The organism is Enterococcus sp. 1001283B150225_161107_E12, from assembly GCF_015556925.1.
Taxonomy (GTDB): Bacteria; Bacillota; Bacilli; order Lactobacillales; family Enterococcaceae; genus Enterococcus_B; species Enterococcus_B mundtii.
Window position 1 is genome coordinate 35,740 of the sequence record NZ_JADNNI010000010.1, and the last position, 18,923, is coordinate 54,662.

The window sequence follows — 18,923 nt, forward strand, 5'->3', positions numbered from 1 at the left end:
ATTATTTGACTTTAAAAAATAACAAGTGATTTTAATAATTCACTTGAAAGTGAAAAAAGCTGTTATATCAACGTTAATCACGTGTCACTAATTCGCATGATCTCCCTTTTTCTTCTTATTTAATTTTCTGTCATGAAAAACGGATGAAATTTTCATGAATTATAATGTAGTAAAGAACCCGCCATTTTTTCAACGGCTATTTTCCAGAGTGTTTTTTGTTGTTTTTTTATTTCGATTTTCGCATGATAATCTTACTTTTTTTGTTTATACTCATAGAATCACCATGCTCGCTTTACTATGAAGCTAGTGTTTGCTTCAACAAGCATAATAAATCACAGTTAAATTTCTTTCATCAACTTTCTCTAATTGTTTTCTTCTCGCCAATAGCCATGCGTCATCTCTTCAAAAATGAATACATCCTATTCCCAAACACCATTTTCATAAATAAGCCATCATTCATAAAAATTTGTAAAATACAATTTTTCATGAATGATGGCTTATTTCTTTTAGACACTTATGTTCCGACCTCAAAGGATCAATTTTAGACTCCACTGTTTTCTACTCAAACCTCTGTAACAAAAATTTTATCTACCTGTCTTAACAGTATTAGCTACTGATCTAAACAAACAGCTATTTTTTTAAAAACGATAGCACAACTATTCGTGACCGCAACCCCAACTACACTCACTAATAATTAGTTATTCGCTTAAATCTGCTTAGAGTAACTGCGACAATATATCATTCCCGCTTCTATTGAAGCCACGATTCCCAGCATACTCTTATGATCGTATTTTCCAAGAGTATTTCCCCGTCGGATTGCTTCAATTGATCCATTCTTCGCCCCCTTATCCCGTTGCGAGTCAAGAAATGAGACAAATGATCCATTTGATTCAATGTTTGATCGAACTGCTATATCAATGGTTTATCGTTATCTAGTGTTTCTTAAAATCAAGCATTTTGAGTCTTCATCGAATCATAGATTTTCTTTATCCAACATAACAATAGCTAACAACGGGTAATAATAGATTGCTTTTAAACAATCGTTCAAACACATTGTATAACGCTTGTTTCCGTTATATTTAAATATAATTTATTCTTTTTTGAAAAATCATTTAAATATAACTTACGCGAGTGCTTGACTTTTGTAGTAACGCAGATAAAAAAATAGATCAGGTATCTAAAATACCTAATCTATCAGTGTTTTACTATTTGATGTGACTATGCAACGATTCACGAGAATTTTATAGAATAATTGAAACATTTAAATGGAGAATGATTTTTTATTGAAATTTTACCTGAAGGATGCTCAAATCCTCGTACTAAAGTGCAGAAAAGACTTTCTTTTACAATAGTTCTCCAAATTTATTGATATAGATTTTTTTCATGAATGTAACTAGTCCTAAATATGCAATAACTGTCACGATCAACCAGATCCAATAGTTACCTGGCAATGGTAACAAACCTAGTCCTTCACCAAAATTAGTAAATGGAAGAACCGAACCTACTAGAATGCCTAATGTTGTAATTGAAAACATAATAAAAGTGGCATTACTTTGCAAGAAAGGCACTTTAGGTGTCCGTAACGCATGTAGTACTAGGGTTTGGGTCCATAAAGATTCAACAAACCAACCAGCATGGAACAATGCGATAAATAGAACTTGTTGTGAGCCAGTCAACGTATGGTAACTTCCACCAACCACTGCTGGACAAATCACAAAGTACATCAACAGATAGGTCGTGATGTCAAAAACGGAACTCGTAGGTCCGAAGTACACCATAAATTTGCCAATACTTGATGCTTCCCATTTTTTTGGTTCATGCAAATATTCTTTATCCATTCTATCCCATGGCAATGAGATACAAGATACATCATAAATCAAATTTAAAAATAAAATTTGTAACGGTAGCATAGGTAAAAATGGAAGGAATGTACTAGCTACCAAGACAGAAAACATATTGCCAAAGTTTGAACTAGCTGTTGCTTTGATGTATTTCATAATATTGCCGAAAGTCTCTCTACCTGACAATAATCCTTTTTCTAAAATCATCAAATCTTTTTCTAACAAGATAACATCCGCTGATTCTTTCGCAATATCTACTGCTGTATCTACTGAAATACCGATATCTGCCACTTTCATTGCTGGTGCATCATTGATACCATCGCCTAAAAAACCTACTGTGTGGCCATTGTTACGTAAGGCGGTGGTTAATCGTGCTTTTTGTTGCGGATTCAATTTGACAAAGACATCATGTGCCTCAGCAACTTTTCCTAATTCCTTATCAGACATCTCAGCAATTTTCTCGCCAGTGATCAATTCATTGATTTGTAAGCCTACTTGTCGACAAACAGAACGTGTGACCAACTCGTTGTCACCAGTCAATACTTTTACAGCAACACCATGATCTTTCAAAGCTTTCAAGGCTTGTTTGGTTGTTTCTTTTGGTGGATCAAGGAAAGCAAGATAGCCAATCAAGACCATTTCTGACTCATCTTTCACTGAAAATTCTCCAACCACACTTGGATTCGTTTTTTGCGCGACACCGATCACACGCAAACCGTCTTCATTCAAGTCCTTCACTTTCGCCAAAACTGTTTCTCTTTGTTCAGCAGTCAATGGTTTGACTTCACCACCAAGGTCGATGTATGAAGAGATACTTAACATTTCTTCGATCGCACCCTTTGTGATCATTTGCGTTTTCCCAGCTGGGTCAGCCACCACAACACTCATTCTTCTACGTTCAAAATCAAAGGGGATCTCATCTACTTTTTGATAACGAATCTTCTCTGTATCTAACGTCTCAACTGCTTCATCGATAATGGCAACATCTAAAAGATTCTTTAATCCAGTTTGGTAGTAACTATTCAAATAGGCGTGGCGCAGTACTCGGTCATTTTCATTTCCTTCACAATCCATGTGGTATTCTAAAATAATTTTATCTTGAGTCAATGTACCTGTTTTATCTGTACAAAGGACATCGATCGCGCCAAAATTTTGAATGGCATTCAGATTTTTGATGACTGTTCCTTTTTTCGCCATGGCACTGGCACCTTTGACCAGATTTGTCGTAACGATCATCGGTAGCATTTCTGGTGTTAACCCAACAGCGACTGATAAGCCAAACAAGAATGCTTCTAACCAGTCTCCTTTTGTAAATCCATTGATCACGATCACAGTTGGTGCCATCAATGCCATGAATTTGATCAACAACATTGAGGTTTTTTGGATACCTAATTCAAAGCTTGTTTTTATCGGTTTTTGTGACAAGTTTTGTGCCACATGTCCAAACATCGTGTCGTTCCCGACAGAGATGATGATACCTTCTGCACTACCACTGATCACGTTACTTCCCATGAATGCAATATTTTCATAACTCGTTTCGCTTTGTGTTCTTCCAGAGCACACAGTCGCATGTTTCTCAACAGGATAGCTTTCACCCGTTAATGCCGCTTGTGAGATAAATAAATCTTTAGCAGAAAGCAATCGCATGTCTGCTGGGATCATATCTCCCGCTGACAAACGAACTTGATCGCCACAAACAATTTCCTCCATAGGAATTTCTTTGTATTCACCATCTCGTTTTACGGCAGCTGTTACTTTCACCAATGATTTCAACTTTTCAGCAGCTTGGTTCGAACGTACGGATTGGATCAAGGTCATCGTGCCACTGACTAACACCATGGCAAAAATAATGATTACACCGAACAAATCTTTATCTGCTGGAGCAGCTAATAGATACTCGGTGATAAAAGAAATAATTCCTAAAGCAATCAATACTAATGTGAAAGGGGTGATAAACGCCTTGATCACTTCTACAATAAACGGCGTTTTCTTTCCATATGAAATACTGTTATTTCCATAAGTTTCTCTTAAATTTTCAACTTGTTCTGAAGACAAGCCTTTTTGTGTTGTTTGAAATAAGTCAAATAACTGTTGCTTATTTTTACTAGCAAAACCAGCGTAGACTTTTCTTGTTTCTTTCTTTTTTTCCATCTCGTGTTCCTCCTTTGATCTTATCAAGCACATACTATATCGCTGTGCGCTTGATCGTTTATCTAATCAACGGAGACAGAGTGTTTTAAAGGCGCTGAGAACAGATAGATAATAGTCTCAACATACCAACCCTTTGTCTCCTTGTACACCGGACTTTCATCCATTTGTTCTCATCTCCTTTCGTTTACTTAAATTACTTCCTTGGCCTACTACTGGATACTTCAACTTCCCAACTTGATCACCCTCTAACACCTTTTTATTTGAAAAAACAGATTGGTGAGAAACAAAAAACCTTTCGCCAAAACTCAGCGAAAGGTCAAAAAAGTGCACAAAAAAAAGCATGGATGATCTACTCGTTGAGTTTTGGCACTATACAACGTAAAAAGCAAAAGAGCTTTTAGCTACCTTATGAAAAGCCTTATCTCGACAATTCCTGTTCTACCCATTGGCGTCTCTCGACATTTTTGGGCAGTAGCCTATGTTTGTATAGGAGCCTCACCTAACAAATCTTATTCAGTTTTTCCTCACCTAATGTAACAACTATTGGCTGGAATGTCAAACACATTTTCAAAAAAATTGAAACTATAAGGGATTCGTTTGTCATGTTTTCTTTCTCTAGGTATAATGAGCTTATCACAACAGATCGGAGTGAAGGATATGGAACGTACACTTGTTATTATCAAACCTGATGGGGTAAGACGTCATTTGATTGGCCGAATCATCCAGCGTTTTGAAGAAAAAGGATTCGCAATCGCTGAAATGAAATTCGCGACGATGACTGAAAAACTAGCAAAAGAACACTATCAACATCTATCTAATCGAAGCTTTTTCGATGACTTGATCGACTATATGACTTCTGGTCCAGTCGTCTATCTGGTATTAACAGGTGAAGATGTGATCGATCTCGTACGCAAAATGGTCGGTGCAACAAAAGCAGCCGATGCTGTTCCTGGGACGATCAGAGGCGACTTTGCCTTACCTGGAACAGAAAATATCATTCACGCTTCGGATTCACGAGATGCAGCCAATACTGAGATCACACGTTTCTTTCCGCCATTCGATACAAAGAAAGTAGAAGATGCGAAAAAATGAATTTTTTGATCACTGACTTTTTAAGTGCATCATTTTTTTGATCAAAATATTGATATGCCAGTCCTTCTGATAGGGGTCATACGTCACACGTTTAGTGAGAGTATTGACTCAATACTAGAGGGACTGGTTTTCCTTTTGTATTAAGTCAAATACCCACTAAATAGCCGCTCTCACCAAATCTCTAGCGTTGTGCTTGGATAGACCATAGTTTTTCTTCTAATTCATCTCGCTCTTCTTTGCCTAAGGTATACTCGATCACTGCAAATAATGACTCAAATTCCTCTTTTTTGATGGGTTCCCCTAAAGCTGTGGCGATCAATCGACGATAATAATCGGACATCAAACTCTCGTAAATGACTGCTGTCTTTGATTTCAAACCTAGACAACGATACATATCTTCATTGATACTTCGTGCTTTTTTATATCTTTTTTTGTCGATATAATAGACAGTCAAATTCTTCAAAAAAAGAAACAAACACTGATCATAACCTGACTTCATTGCTTTACGCATTCTTTTTTTAATTTTCAAATAATTGTTTTCGATAAAGGAATCACTGAAAATAAAGGGAAACTCCGCTAATAAGTCTAGTTCATATCGACCAAATTCTTTCATTTTCATAAAGTAATCTTCGATCATTCGTATCTCATATCCCAAAAATTCCAATTGGATATCTGGCTTCACACTTGATTTCCAATACATATGTATATTCAATACAAGATAGTAAAGATCAGCCGTTCGCTTAAATTGCTTGCGATTGTCGGCAATTTCTTTGTAGGGATCAAAATCTTCCTCCTGTACTTTATTCAATAGATTGCGTGTTTTTCTCGTTTTCCGTGGTTCTTCCACTTGATTTCGTAGCGATTCGTATTCAGTAAGTGTGATATTCAATCGATCAAGGAATGCCATCAGTGTTAAAAAAGAAATTTTTTTGATCGTACGATTCTCGATCCCCACAAGCGAAGTTTTTGAACAGATTCCCTCTGCCAATTGTGACTGTGTCAACTTGCGACTTACCCGTAATTTTTTGATCAATTCTCCATCGTGCATAATATGCCTCCTTTAGTGTGTGCATTTTCCAATAAGATCCTCTTCGTCAGAACAACCACCGAAAAAGAGAACTAACTATCGAAATATTTATTGCATTCACTAATTAAGTACGCATAAATAAAAAAAATATTTGAAGAACAATAAAAAAACTTCTAAAAAGTGAAAATTACAACTTTTTAGAAGTTTAGTAAGGTTGTGAAAGAAGCGCTTTGACCTGAACACCGTTTATCATAGGTTGTGAAAGAAGCCTTCAGATAGCTTGCTCCTTCACCGACATCTAGCCATGTCTATGGTTTGTCCGCCGTTCCATCCTCTGTAGGGTATAGATTGGTTGTTGTTTGATCATGATTTTTAGAATAGACACTTGTTGAGGCTGCACCTTTTTCTTTTTCAATTTGTTGGTTCCGTTGCACTTGATTCTTATAGTCATACTTTGCAGGATCGATCGTCGTAAATCCATTTGGCACATAGAATCGCAAGAGATTTTCTTGATTGAGTTTATCAGAAAGACTCAAAGCTGTTTTTACCTGATTTTGTTCTTGTGCGACTTTTTGTTCCGCTGCTTGGTTTTCTTCAAGTAATGCCCCTGTTTTCGTATCATAGATTTTTCCACCTAGTACGGTGTAATCCGGCGCGACAAAATTTCCATTTCTAAATGCCACGACTTGATCATGTTGAGGTGAAAGTAAATCTGTACCAAAATGGATATAATTTTTATCCTCGATTCCTAATAAATGGAGTAAAGTTGGTAAAACATCGATTTCACCACCATACTCATGTTTGACTGTTCCTTTTGTATAACCTGGAATATGGAACATCAGCGGTACTCTTTGCATCTGCGCATTATCAAAATCGCCCCATGTTTCTGGATCTTTTCCTAGTGCTGAAGCAAGGTCTTTATTGTCCGTATTCGAGATACCAAAATGATCCCCGTAAATCACGAACATCGAATGGTCATAAATCCCAGAAGCTTTCAAATAAGTAAAGAACTGTTTGAGAGACTGATCTAAATAATGAGCCGTTCGCACATAATTATCAACGGTACTATTTCCTGTATTCAACGAAGGAAAATCAAAGTTTTTGTCATCTGTATAATAAGGGGTGTGATTCGTGACAGAAAGAAACTTCGCATAAAATGGTTGTTGCAAATGTTCGAGATAGTTTGCGGATTCTCGAAATAGATTTTTATCTAAAATACCATAGCCAAGCATCTCATCTGAATCATCGAAATATGAGCGATCAAAGAAATTATCATACCCTAGATTTTTGTATACATGATCACGATTCCAGAAACTACCGACATTCCCATGAAAAACCGCACTGGTATAGCCTTGTGTCTGATCCAAGATGGCTGGAGCAGCTTGGAACACATTATCTGAACCTAATTCTGTAAACAACGAACCTTGAGGCAACCCAAACGTTCCAGTTTCCAACATGTTTTCAGCATCACTAGTTTTCCCTTGGCCAACTTCATGGAAAAAGTTATCAAAACTGATTGTTCCTTGGTCGGTAAAGAGACTATTTAAAAAAGGAGTGACTTCTTGTCCATCTACTTTCATATTGATCAAAAATTGTTGAAAACTTTCCAAATGCAATACGATCACATTTCTTCCTTTTGCAAGTCCAAACATCTCTGGATCAGGAGCAGCGTAGTGAGATTTGGTGTAATCGAGAACTTCATCTAAGCCATTGCTGCTTGCGTGCGCTCTGACACTACTAGTGATCCCTGTTTTTATCCCATCATAGATCGTATAGGCATCAAGTCCAAGATATTTGACAATATAAGAACGATCGAATGTCCGTTGCAATAATTGAGGGCGATTCGCTTCACTCATTGCCAGATTCCCAGAGAAGATCAAAGCAGACAAACAAGTCACCGCAACCGCCACTGGCTTACGCACAGGGGGTGCCTTCAATGGTATTTTTTTTATAAATACGCGAATCAGCAAAAAAGCAAAGACAGCGATATCGATCCAATATAAAATATCATGTGGCTTCATCAGAGAAAAAGAGCTACCAGACAATCCTTGGGAAACCTTGGAGAAACCTAGTGCTGATTTAACAGTAATAAAGTCGGTGAACTCACGATAGAAAATAATATTCAAATATAGCAATAATGTGTTTAAAAAATCGATGATAAATAAAACGATCAAACTTGTTCTGACTTTCTTAAAATACAAGGAAATACCAAAAAATAATAGTGTTGTTGCTATTGGATTGATCCATAAAATAAACGTTTGGATGCTTCCTTCTACGCCTAAAGAAAAATCAGTGTAGTAAGCAAAAATCGTTTTCATCCAAAAGAAAAAGCCAGCAATCAAAACGATGAGTACTTGATGTTGGCCAATTTTTTTTAGTTGTGTCAAAGTCACCACTTCTCTCTAAATTATTGTTCCTGTCTATTTTGCTCCTAAACATTTCGTTTTTGCTAAAAAAGTCTGATTTTTTACTCTTTTTTATAAATTAATAACTGGTGTTCTACAGATGCTTTTCTGCTTTCCGGAAAGTAAATGCTTCAAAAACAAGGCGGAATCTAGGCAAATTGCTTTAATTTGCCTAGATTCCGCCTTATTGATCAGAGCTGAACATTTCTTGCGCCAACTCTTCAACTAGCTGATCTCAATATTTTTATGTTCGAAAATTTGAACTTTTTTCACTTGTTTATGCGCTTGTTGCTGTTACGGTCCAGTTACTACACTAGAATTAGTCGTATTGGACGTCTCTTCAGAGGAAGAGGTGGTGGTTTCAGTTATTTCTTGGATTTCTTCTGTCGTCTTCCGCCATTCAGTCAAGCGTTGATTGACCATTTCTGGGTCTACTTTTTCAGAATAACTAGAAGATACCTTTCCATTTTTTAACCGTGCGACTTTCTGTTTATCTTCGGTCAAAAGCAGCACACTCAAGTGCTTGTCTCCGTGTTGGACTTGCCTGATTGAAATGGCACTTAATACATCATTCACATTGATGAATTGATTTTTTTCCTTGTCTTTTGGCAGATAAATCTCTAATTCTCCCTTTTCATAGTTCGCTACAACTTCGTAGTCCGCCCACCAATAGGTTGAAAATTCTTTTTTGAATTCATCTACTGAAGCTTTATTTGCAATGGTTGTTTCTGGTTCTTTGTGCGCAAGATCAGCGGTCATTTTACCAGAAAATACTGCGGATAACATAAGTATTATAAAAAAGCCAATTAACCAAAAGAGAAGAAAAGGCCTTTTTTTTCGCATACCTTCTTCCACTCCCATTCAAATTTACCTAATCTATTATATACAAAAAATGAAACGTTAAGCGAAGAAATTAAAGAAAAAGATAAAAAATAACACATATTAATGTTTTATAAAAGTGAAAATCCCGAGATCATCGTGAATCTCGGGATCATTTTTAAAATTAAAAAATTTCAAAAAAGAACAAATTTCTAATCATAGAGAAAAACTATTTGTATCAGCTACTTCTTTGAACCAGTAGCCAGATTTTTTGATCGTCCGTTTGCCATCAGCTAGATCGACTGAAATAAAGCCATAGCGATTTTTATACGCATTCGTCCATGACCAGTTATCCATACACGTCCACATGTGATAACCTAAGCAGTTCGCACCTTCTTCAATTGCTTGATGCACATATTTTAAGTGTTCTTGGACAAATTCGATGCGATAATCATCATGGATCATTCCGTCACCTTCAATAAAGCGGGCTTCATTTTCAACACCCATACCGTTTTCTGAGATAAAACAGTCGATGTTGCCGTAGTTGTCTCGAACATTGATCAAAATATCGTAAATACCTTTTTCATAAATCTCCCACCCGCGATAAGGATTCATTTTACGTCCCGGCATTTCATAGTTATCAAAGTAATCTTCGGGCATTGGGCCGTTTGTTGTATCGACTGCTGTTTCTTTGGCTTTAACACGACGTGGTTGGTAATAATTGATTCCTAAAAGATCTACCGTATTATTTTTGATGATTGCTAGATCTTCTTCTTGCATGTCCGGAAGAATCTCTAGCTCGGTTACGATCTCGATCAATTCTTGTGGAAATTCTCCTTTAACAGCGGGATCTAAAAATGAGCGATTGAAAAAGGCATCGGCGATTTGCGCAGCTTTCACATCGGCAGGATCGTTCTCATTTCTTGGATAGCTAGGTGTTAAATTTAAGATGATCCCGATTTTACCGTCTTGTTTTGTTTCATGATAAGCTTTGATAGCTAAAGCAGAAGATAGTGCCTCGTGATAGCCAACTTGAACTGCTTTTTTCATATCCGACTCTTCAGGATAATGCCAACGATATAAATAACCAGCTTCAACAGGAACGATGGGTTCATTATGCGTGAACCATTTTTTTACCTTCGTTCCAAATAATTCAAAACAAGTTTTGGCATACGTTTCATAAGCTTCGACAGTTTCACGAGCTAACCAACCACCTTTTTCTTGAAGGTACATCGGCATATCGAAATGATACAAGTTAACAAATGGCTCAATACCATGTGCAATCAGTTCATCAAAATAGCTATTGTAAAATGCGACTGCTTGGGGATTGACTGCACCTGTTTCATCTGGAATCAAGCGACTCCATTGAATAGATGTCCGAAATGAATTATGTCCGGTTTGTTTCATCAACTGGACGTCTTCTTTATATTTGGTATAGACTTGCGACGCTTTTTCCGGACCGACTTGATCAAAGAATTTTTCTGGCTCTTTGGAAAACCAATAATCGAAAATATTGTCTCCTTTATGATCGCCAGGTATCCGTCCTTCTGTTTGTGGTCCACTTGCTGCAGAACCCCACCAAAATTTTTCTGGAAATTGATATGTTGTCATTTTTGCACCTCGTTGATTCTTTTCATTTATGTTTTTTTATGTCGCATATCACAATACAGCAAACGTTTTCTCCGCTTACAATCATTATTATAAACCGTTTTCCAAAAAAAGACTAGACCAATTAAGATAAATAATAAAATTGAATCAATGAGACTAAAAATGTTTACTTTACTTCCCAGCAAACTTCTCCTAGAACCACTCTAAAACACCAATCGCTTCAAAAACTTACTTTTTGTAGCCATTTATTTCATGTTGCTGGATTCAATGGTATAATCACTTTATCCAATCAACTGGGGGCATTATTTTGAAAAAAACATTGATTTACTTTTCGTTGATTTTTGCCTTATTCGCTTTTTCTGGCTGTAATCAATCAAATCACTCAACGGAAGAAACAACGAATACGACCACTTTTCAGGCGGATAAATCTGATATAACAAATAGCACCTATACACTGAAGGTCCGAAAAAACATGGACCTTGCCAATGCAGAGATCAAATTTAAAGATGACACGATGGAATGGACACGAACATATGCTGAGTCTGAAACTGATACAGCAAACGCATCTCCAGAGAAAATCGTGTTAACCGATGTCAAGATCACAACTGAAAATGAGGAGTATACGATTGTTGGTAAAAAAGACGGTTCGACTCAGACTTTTCATTTTAGAAAAATCGGTAATTTTCGTATAGAAGATGAAGAAGGTAATATCTATACGTTATAGTGTGAGTGCACAACATAAAAGCAACAGTCGAGACAGAAATGTTTAACCTCGAAAATTAAGGCGCCATCCACGAAAGTTGTTCTTCTAATTTTTGTGGATGGTACCTTATTTTTCGAAGCGGTAACTTCTATTCCGCCGTTTATTCAGTTTTAGAATATGCTGTCCCACTCATGTTTCTTTTCATTAGATCGTGCATCTTTTAGCCATTTTTCACTATAAAAGCCCACAATGATGAGTCAATTTTCTGAGACGTGCTCATCGCTAAAAATTCTAAGTTTTCTTAATTAATTTTGTTTCTATCCTGTGTTTCTGCTATAGTAAAGAAGCACTTGATATACTAAGGAGAAAGAATATGCAGACAGCAAATACTCAAGATTACTGTACCTGTACGACGAACCAAAATGTACACACAGAGATCAACGACCAAGGAAGAGCTAATTTTTGTGACCATTGCCATAAAATGATCGAGGGTTCGAATCAACCTTTTGAGTTTTTTACAAACCGAGAAGAGTCGAACAAAGAAACAAATAATTAAAAAAAAGAGCGCGGAACAGAAGTGTTTAGTCTCTAAAAATAAGGCGACAACTACAAAAATCATTCTTCCATTTTTTGTAGTTGTTGCCTTATTTTTTAAGAGATAACTTCTAGCTCCAGCATTTATTCAGTTACAGGTTGAAAACAAAAGCGAATTTTGCTTTTGTCTCGCCTTACATAGCACCTGACGAATCTAATTGCTGTCCTTTAGCATGTTGATTGTCGGTATAGTAACTTCCAGACTGCTGTTCTTCTAATTCAGCTAATTTTGCTTGGATCTGCTCTATCACGACTTGTGCATCTTCAGGTCTTTCAACAAAATCAAAGGCATCACCATCTATTTGGATTTTTGGACAAACATCAAAGTCTTCGTACCATTGATCATACCGTTCATTCAATGAGCGGTAATACTGATAAAGCGTTTCATCACTATCCAATTGTTCATAGTCTCGCCCACGTTTTTTGATTCGTGCCAACATCGTATCAAGAGAGACTTTGATATGCACGAGTAGATCGGGTCTTTTTTTAGGTGCAACATCATCTAATTCATGAAGCATCGTATCTAAGAGGTTATCGTATTGTTGGACTTCAATATCTGACACACGACCTAGATCAGCATTTAGATGAAACAATAAACTGTCTTCATAAATCGAACGGTCCAATACGTTATCATCATGGTTCAATGCATTTTTCATAGCTAAAAATCGTTTATTCAAAAAAAAGATTTGTAATAAAAACGCATATTGCTCTGGATTAGAGTAAAACAAAGGTAGTACCTCGTTGTCCTCTACATTTTCATAAAATGGTGTTGAATCAATCTTTTTGGCAAGCATATCGGTCAAACTACTCTTTCCTGCGCCAATTGTTCCTGAAATCAATATCACTGACATCTAATCCCTTCTCATTCTATAAATATTCGCCTTTATAAGCACTTTTGGGTAACATCTTAAAATCATATGCTTGGATCGCTTCGAACGTTTTTACATATGAATGTAAACTTTGTGTGATCATCAAATTAGTTGGTACCGTTTCTTCTTGAAAAATGATGATCGGTTTGTCCATCATCGTGGCGACGCCTAATTCATAGGCAGTGCCAGGATCGATCGTCTGATGTTCAAAATCTAGGATTGCTACGACTTGCTCTGCCGAGGCAAGTTCTTTCATGTCTCTCTCGTAGACTTCTTGCGCCCAGCCGCCACTAAACATCTCATAATTACTGTGTTGATGGTGTCTTGGTGAGTAGAAACTATCCACCGTTGGATTGGCAGTCAATGCCCTTTCAACCTGAGCAATCCGCTCGATTTGTTCCTCTGAAAAGAAAGGTCCTGCTAAATAAATATAACTCATTATTTAATCTCCTGCATCATTGATTTCGTTTGTTTTTCTGTTGCACATAATTGATTGATCAGCTCAAAAGGATCATTTGAAAAATAAAGATGGTTGAGCCATTTCTCAGCCATAAATCCTTCTCTCGCGAAATTCCCAATCAATTCTTTCAATCCTGAATAATACCCATGAACATCAAGGATACCAATTGGTTTTTCTGGTATCAAGCCGATCGCCATCCAGGAGAGTAGCTGCGAAAATTCTTCGAGTGTACCTAGTCCTCCAGGAAACACCAGCACTGCCTCCCCTTTTTCGAATAGTAGTTCCTTACGTTTATCGATCGTTTCCGTTGGTATAAACGTGGTAACATCTGTTTTTGGTAATTCTTCAGAAAATAGCCCGACTGGATAGATCCCTGTTACTCGTCCGCCATTTTGTAAGATCGTGCGACTAAAAACACCCATGATACCCGAATCTGAGCCACCATAAACCAATTCAATTTGTTTTTCTGCCATATATTTTCCAATCGTTTCAGCTAACAGAAGATACTTCTGATCTTGCCCAAAACGTGAACCACAAAAAATAGTCAACTTCAAAAAAAACACATCCTTACTAATCGATCTACCCTTATTCTACTCGTGTTTTTTTAAAATAAAAGACTAGATTTAGTTGTATTTTAGTGTTATGCAAAATAAAAAACACTATATATAGTGTTTTGTCTTCGGGTGAAATTTCAATATATTATGTTTTAATACCATTTTTTAAATAACTAAAAACTAAAAAAACGTATGGTCTTACTTTGTGATATTCTCTTTCTTTCGACTTTCTTGCGAATAACATTTGACTTCTGTTGAAGAAAGAAATCCATTTTGTTTCTTTTGTTATTTTTATTTGTATCGATCAACAAATTCTCAACGGCTGATCCGATAGAAGATAGAAAACAGTCAAACGATCCATGAGGTCAAAACGCATGACTTGCCTTGATCATTGATAAGAAAGCATTTAAAAAAGCAATAAACGATGTTGTGGATCATTACTTGTTCTTTCAGACTTACTGTTTGATCAATCGTCCTTGGGTATACGTGTTGGACAAAAAAGAAGAGGGCACGATTGTCCCTCCTCTTTTGGCACAGTAAATAAAAGCCCATACATTTTATTCATTTAATCGACAAAAAAGCTAGCAATCTCCTTTAAGATTCGATACAATGAACTCGGTCGATGGTTTCCATTGACTATGGCAAACTTGATTGGTCAATGCGTTGACTACTCAAGCCCTCAATTTTTAGCTGCCACTAAAAATTGGGGGGCCTTTTTTATTTGACTGTTTCTATCTGCCATTTATGATACTGATTCCCAGATAGAGAGTCAAGCGAATCTGAAAAGCTACGAAAAACTGTACCATTTTTCGCCCAGTTTTTTGTATAACTTATTTTATCGATTCAAATCAATCGTTGGATGTGTCAATAATTGGTCCACTTGCTTTCTGGTCGTCAGTGGCACATCCCCTTGGATCGTGTGGGCTAAGCGTGAATTACCTAATGCAAATTGGACGGTTCGATCCAATGACCAATTCTCACTATAGCCTAATAAAATCCCCGCAGCAAAGGCATCACCTGCTCCGATACGATCTAAACTATCCAGTGGATACGCTTCTGTTTCGATCCATTCTGTCGAAGTCATCAGATAGCCACTTAGTTGTTTCTTTTCACTGGTTGATTGCCGTGTCGTACCAGCAAACCAGTCGATTTGGTAATCACTTAAAAATGCTTGAAACGAACGAATTTTGGCAGAACGACTGGAAAGGTCCATTGGCCTCTCTAACAATTCAGACAAATCACGAACAGAACCAAAGATGACCGTGCAATAGGGCAGTATTTCTTGATAACGTTCCTTCATCACTCTTTTTTTATCTGGCTCTTGGTTTAGACTCGGACGAAAATTAAAATCAAAACAAACTTTTTTCCCTTTCCTATGCGCTGTTTTTGCTACAGCAAGTGCCACTTCCGCTGAATGCTCATTCAAACTCAAACTGATGCCACAGATGTGGACTAAATCTACTGTATCGATAAAGTCCTCGATGGTATAATCAGCCACTGTAGCTAAGCCAAAAGAACTATTTTTACGATTTTGATAGGTAATTTCTGTTGGTCTGATTCCATAGCCCATCTCAGCAAAATAAGTGCCGATATGTTGTTCTTTTTGAATGACATAGGAGGTATTGATGCCTAAACTCTTCAAATTAGCTAACGCTGCATCTCCCAAACGATTGGCTGGTAGTGCCGTCAACAAGTAACTTTCCACTCCAAAATGTGCTAGATTACCAACTAGATTCACACCTGTTCCAGTATAAGCCATACGCAAAGTGTGCGTTTGTTCCAACATCAGATATTCAGGGGGTGTCAGCCTCAACATCACTTCACCAAATGCACCGATTTTCATGGTCACTCACCTGTTTTCACTAATTTTTTCATCATAGCCAACAACTGACGGACTTCCTGTGGTCGAGTATCACCTGTCTCTGGATCAATGATCGAACTATAGACGTGGGGGATGATTTTTTTGACTCCTGCATCTAATGCAATCTGAACGATTTCTTCAAAATTCGTTAAATCGATTCCACCCGTTGGCTCTAAATAAAAATCAAACGCTGCACAAGCTGCTGCAACAGCTTCATATTCCTTCTTATGCGCCAATCCCTTCATTGGAAAATATTTGATCGAGCTTCCACCCATGTCCTGTAACAAACGAATAGCTGTTTCGATCGGCACCATCGCAGCAGGGCCTTGGCTACTTAAAGGACCAGTTGCAAGATTGACGTATCCTTCTTTTCCAGTCGGAGAAACTAAACCATTGACGATCGTGTCTGACTGTCCTAAGACCGCACGAGAAGCGCCAACACCTGTGAAAACTTGGTTGACATGTTGCGGTTGTAATACTTTCGCCAAGCGAGTCACCATCTGGCTTTGCTTTGGATCGCCGGCACCTAAGCCGATCGATAAGGCGTTATTTGTTGCTTCTTGGTATTTTTTCATGTCTGTGATAGCTGCATCATCACTCGGATAATTTTTAGATAAAACACCTAATAAGATATGCCCTTCGGCTGCTTCATAACATTCTTTTGCATTTTCGACAGAATTGGCTAGCACATTCAAACAGATTCTATCTTCAAGATAATTTGGGGTCAATGACATCATGATTACTCCTTTGGTTGTAAGATTTCATTTAAACGTTGGATGATCTGTTCCATCTCTTTTTGCGTCACTGAGCGAATATCGAACTCAATGATCCCATTGTTCGCTTGGTACTCTCTGGTATAAATGACTGGGGCTTTTGCTTTTAGCTGCTCGATGATCGTCCTGGCAGAGCCTGTAACGACTTGGATACTGGCACGATAGATTTCTCTCCCAGCTGGATCTTGGACGACTTTAGCCTTGATACCTGGCAACTTTTCAAGTGCCTCGACAAATGGCTGAACTCTTTTTTTCATCGATTCACCTGATTCACTACCGTGTATCAAATAATCGTCGACTGCTTGGACAAAGCCTAAAACATTTTCTTTGCCGATCTTCATCGATCGACCAATGCCTTGTGATTGCAGACGAACCCAAGAAACGAGCGGATCTTTACCAATCACCATCCCTGCACTTGGACCTTCAATCGCTTTGGCACCTGAATAGATCACTAGATCAGCGCCTAATGCGGTATATTTCAGTAAGTCTTCTTCGGCTGCTGCATCAACGATCAAAGGCAGTTCATATTTATTAGCCACTGTTACCGCTTCTGCCACATCCAACATACTTTTCTGTACGGTATGATGACTTTTGATGTACAAAATACCTGCTGTTTGCTCGGTGATCATCGCCTCGATGTGGTCAGGTGTACATTGGTTGGCATACCCTGCCTCAATGACATGCCCACCTCCTTGTTGGATCATTAATTCCACTGGCACACCGTAATCGACATTGTGACCTTTTGGTAAAATGATTTCTCTGCGTTTGATCGTTTCGTCATAAGGGTGATGTACATGATACATCGATCCTTGACCGATCACCGCAGCAACGGATTGAGCGATACCAGCAGATGCGGAAGAAACGATTTGAACATCGTCTACTGCTAATTGTTTTGCCAAGTATGCACCGGTTTTCTTCATCAATTCAGCCATTTCAAAAAAATGTTCGCCCCCAAAACGCTGGGCTTCTAACACCGATTCGCTCAAAGTGGACACGCCTAAGATCGTCATTCGACCAGAAGCATTGATCACTTCATTCAAGCCGAATTTCTCATGATTCACAGTCATAACTGACACCTCCAATAATAACGCTTACAGGGATAATTTGCTGTGTGATCGTTCGTGTATTGCCATTCGAATCCGTCAATTGCTTTTCTTGATCGAGAAAATTATAAATCGTAAAGTCTGCATCAAAGCCTTCTTTGATGTTGCCTTTTGTCGCTAGGTTGAATTGTCTCGCTGGTGCGCTGGTCACTTTTTCAAGGATTTCTTGCCAAGAATAACCGACAACGTAGAGTTTCTCCATCGTCGTTGCTAAATCATATACCGGACCATTTTTACGATTTCTAATATAGATATCTGTGCTGATCGAATCGGCTTTGATTTCCGCATGGCGCGCAGTTTCTGCCACATCAAAATTGAAACTATCGGTCCCATGTCCAATGTCGAACACCACACCGTCAGCAATGGCTTTTTTGACGAAGGATTTGATTTCATTGGTCGCTGGATCAATGATGCCATTAGGCTTTCCATTGAAGCAATGGGTCATCACATCATTCTTTCCCATATGCGCTAAAATTTCATCTAAACGTGGAGGCGCAGAACCGATATGGACCATTAATGGTAATCCAGCATTTTGCTTTTGGATTTCTTTTGCTAACTTTAAAGGCGTGATCCCATTTTCCCCCACGACTGTTTTACTCATCCGAGCTTTTAGTCCTACAATAAAATCAGGCAATTCTGTTAGTTTTTGATGAACCAGATCTGTTTGGATTTTTGATAAATCTGCCAACTCATCTTGTTCCACAATTCCCCATTTTGAAATATTCAGTAAAGCAAAAACATTTGTCTTTGCTTGCTTTGCATGTTCATAAAATGTGTGGATATTTTCCGCACCTGTCGTTCCAGCATCAATGACCGTGGTTACCCCTTTATCCACACCGATTTCATCGGGATAGTCGTAATATAATGTCATTTCTTCAAAACAATGGACATGATCATCGATCCACCCTGCAGAGAGATACTGTTCATCTGTAAGTACCAGTTCTTGTTTCCCGGATTCTTCGATGTACTTACTGATCAAGGCGATCTTGCCGTTCTTCACACCGATATCAACAGGTTCTTTGCCTAACTCCTTGCCGTTTCTTATAATTAAATCAAACATGAC

Annotated in this window: 15 protein-coding genes and 1 riboswitch; of the genes, 3 read left to right on the plus strand and 12 right to left on the minus strand. The window is 37.8% G+C overall.

Features of this window, described 5'->3' with window-relative positions:
- Window positions 1–1,343: 1,343 nt before the first annotated feature.
- The gene (mgtA, locus tag I2F89_RS09145; RefSeq protein ID WP_071867180.1) at window positions 1,344–3,992 is read right to left on the minus strand and encodes a magnesium-translocating P-type ATPase; all 2,649 of its coding nucleotides are present in this window, start codon (window positions 3,990–3,992) and stop codon (window positions 1,344–1,346) included.
- A 341-nt stretch (window positions 3,993–4,333) separates the two neighbouring features.
- Window positions 4,334–4,506: riboswitch (M-box (ykoK) riboswitch) on the minus strand.
- Between the two features lie 143 nt (window positions 4,507–4,649).
- Between mgtA and ndk the strand changes: the two genes are divergently transcribed.
- Window positions 4,650–5,084, plus strand: a complete 435-nt coding sequence (ndk, locus tag I2F89_RS09150; protein ID WP_010734714.1) for a nucleoside-diphosphate kinase — start codon at window positions 4,650–4,652, stop codon at window positions 5,082–5,084.
- Between the two features lie 181 nt (window positions 5,085–5,265).
- On the opposite strand, the gene I2F89_RS09155 is transcribed toward ndk, so the two are convergent.
- The 4 genes from I2F89_RS09155 to I2F89_RS09170 all read right to left on the minus strand — a co-directional run bounded on the left by I2F89_RS09155 (window position 5,266) and on the right by I2F89_RS09170 (window position 10,946).
- Window positions 5,266–6,132, minus strand: coding sequence for a helix-turn-helix domain-containing protein (locus tag I2F89_RS09155; RefSeq protein WP_071867182.1), 867 nt, complete (start codon window positions 6,130–6,132; stop codon window positions 5,266–5,268).
- Window positions 6,133–6,419: 287 nt separating this feature from the next.
- Window positions 6,420–8,498 carry an LTA synthase family protein gene (locus I2F89_RS09160; protein ID WP_195514233.1) on the minus strand — a complete coding sequence of 693 codons (2,079 nt, stop codon included), beginning with the start codon at window positions 8,496–8,498 and terminating at the stop codon, window positions 6,420–6,422.
- A gap of 312 nt (window positions 8,499–8,810) precedes the next feature.
- The gene (locus I2F89_RS09165) at window positions 8,811–9,359 is read right to left on the minus strand and encodes a hypothetical protein (protein WP_080674330.1); all 549 of its coding nucleotides are present in this window, start codon (window positions 9,357–9,359) and stop codon (window positions 8,811–8,813) included.
- A 192-nt stretch (window positions 9,360–9,551) separates the two neighbouring features.
- Window positions 9,552–10,946 carry a glycoside hydrolase family 1 protein gene (locus I2F89_RS09170; protein WP_195514234.1) on the minus strand — a complete coding sequence of 465 codons (1,395 nt, stop codon included), beginning with the start codon at window positions 10,944–10,946 and terminating at the stop codon, window positions 9,552–9,554.
- Window positions 10,947–11,250: 304 nt separating this feature from the next.
- On the opposite strand from I2F89_RS09170, the gene I2F89_RS09175 reads away from it, so the two are divergent.
- Both I2F89_RS09175 and I2F89_RS09180 read left to right on the plus strand, forming a co-directional pair.
- Complete coding sequence (locus tag I2F89_RS09175; RefSeq protein ID WP_071867184.1) at window positions 11,251–11,667, plus strand: hypothetical protein; 417 nt, start codon at window positions 11,251–11,253, stop codon at window positions 11,665–11,667.
- A 352-nt stretch (window positions 11,668–12,019) separates the two neighbouring features.
- The gene (locus I2F89_RS09180; RefSeq protein WP_071867185.1) at window positions 12,020–12,202 is read left to right on the plus strand and encodes a hypothetical protein; all 183 of its coding nucleotides are present in this window, start codon (window positions 12,020–12,022) and stop codon (window positions 12,200–12,202) included.
- A 172-nt stretch (window positions 12,203–12,374) separates the two neighbouring features.
- Here the strand turns inward: I2F89_RS09180 and I2F89_RS09185 are convergent, their stop codons facing one another.
- The 7 genes from I2F89_RS09185 to I2F89_RS09220 all read right to left on the minus strand — a co-directional run bounded on the left by I2F89_RS09185 (window position 12,375) and on the right by I2F89_RS09220 (window position 18,920).
- Window positions 12,375–13,091: a deoxynucleoside kinase gene (locus I2F89_RS09185; protein ID WP_010734707.1), complete on the minus strand. Its 717-nt coding sequence runs from the start codon at window positions 13,089–13,091 to the stop codon at window positions 12,375–12,377.
- 16 nt (window positions 13,092–13,107) lie between these two features.
- Window positions 13,108–13,548: a nucleoside 2-deoxyribosyltransferase gene (locus tag I2F89_RS09190; protein ID WP_071867187.1), complete on the minus strand. Its 441-nt coding sequence runs from the start codon at window positions 13,546–13,548 to the stop codon at window positions 13,108–13,110.
- The gene (locus I2F89_RS09195) at window positions 13,548–14,123 is read right to left on the minus strand and encodes a TIGR00730 family Rossman fold protein (RefSeq protein ID WP_195514235.1); all 576 of its coding nucleotides are present in this window, start codon (window positions 14,121–14,123) and stop codon (window positions 13,548–13,550) included. Before I2F89_RS09195 ends, I2F89_RS09190 begins: the two co-directional genes overlap by 1 nt.
- Before the next feature lie 835 nt (window positions 14,124–14,958).
- Window positions 14,959–15,966 carry a sugar kinase gene (locus I2F89_RS09205; RefSeq protein WP_195514236.1) on the minus strand — a complete coding sequence of 336 codons (1,008 nt, stop codon included), beginning with the start codon at window positions 15,964–15,966 and terminating at the stop codon, window positions 14,959–14,961.
- Window positions 15,967–15,968: 2 nt separating this feature from the next.
- Entirely contained in the window at window positions 15,969–16,718 is a 750-nt protein-coding gene (dagF, locus tag I2F89_RS09210) for a 2-dehydro-3-deoxy-phosphogluconate aldolase (RefSeq protein ID WP_115358133.1), read from the minus strand.
- Window positions 16,719–16,723: 5 nt separating this feature from the next.
- Window positions 16,724–17,824, minus strand: coding sequence for a DgaE family pyridoxal phosphate-dependent ammonia lyase (locus I2F89_RS09215; protein ID WP_074799864.1), 1,101 nt, complete (start codon window positions 17,822–17,824; stop codon window positions 16,724–16,726).
- Complete coding sequence (locus I2F89_RS09220; RefSeq protein WP_195514237.1) at window positions 17,808–18,920, minus strand: amidohydrolase/deacetylase family metallohydrolase; 1,113 nt, start codon at window positions 18,918–18,920, stop codon at window positions 17,808–17,810. The genes I2F89_RS09215 and I2F89_RS09220 overlap by 17 nt, the downstream gene beginning before the upstream one ends.
- Window positions 18,921–18,923 lie beyond the last annotated feature (3 nt).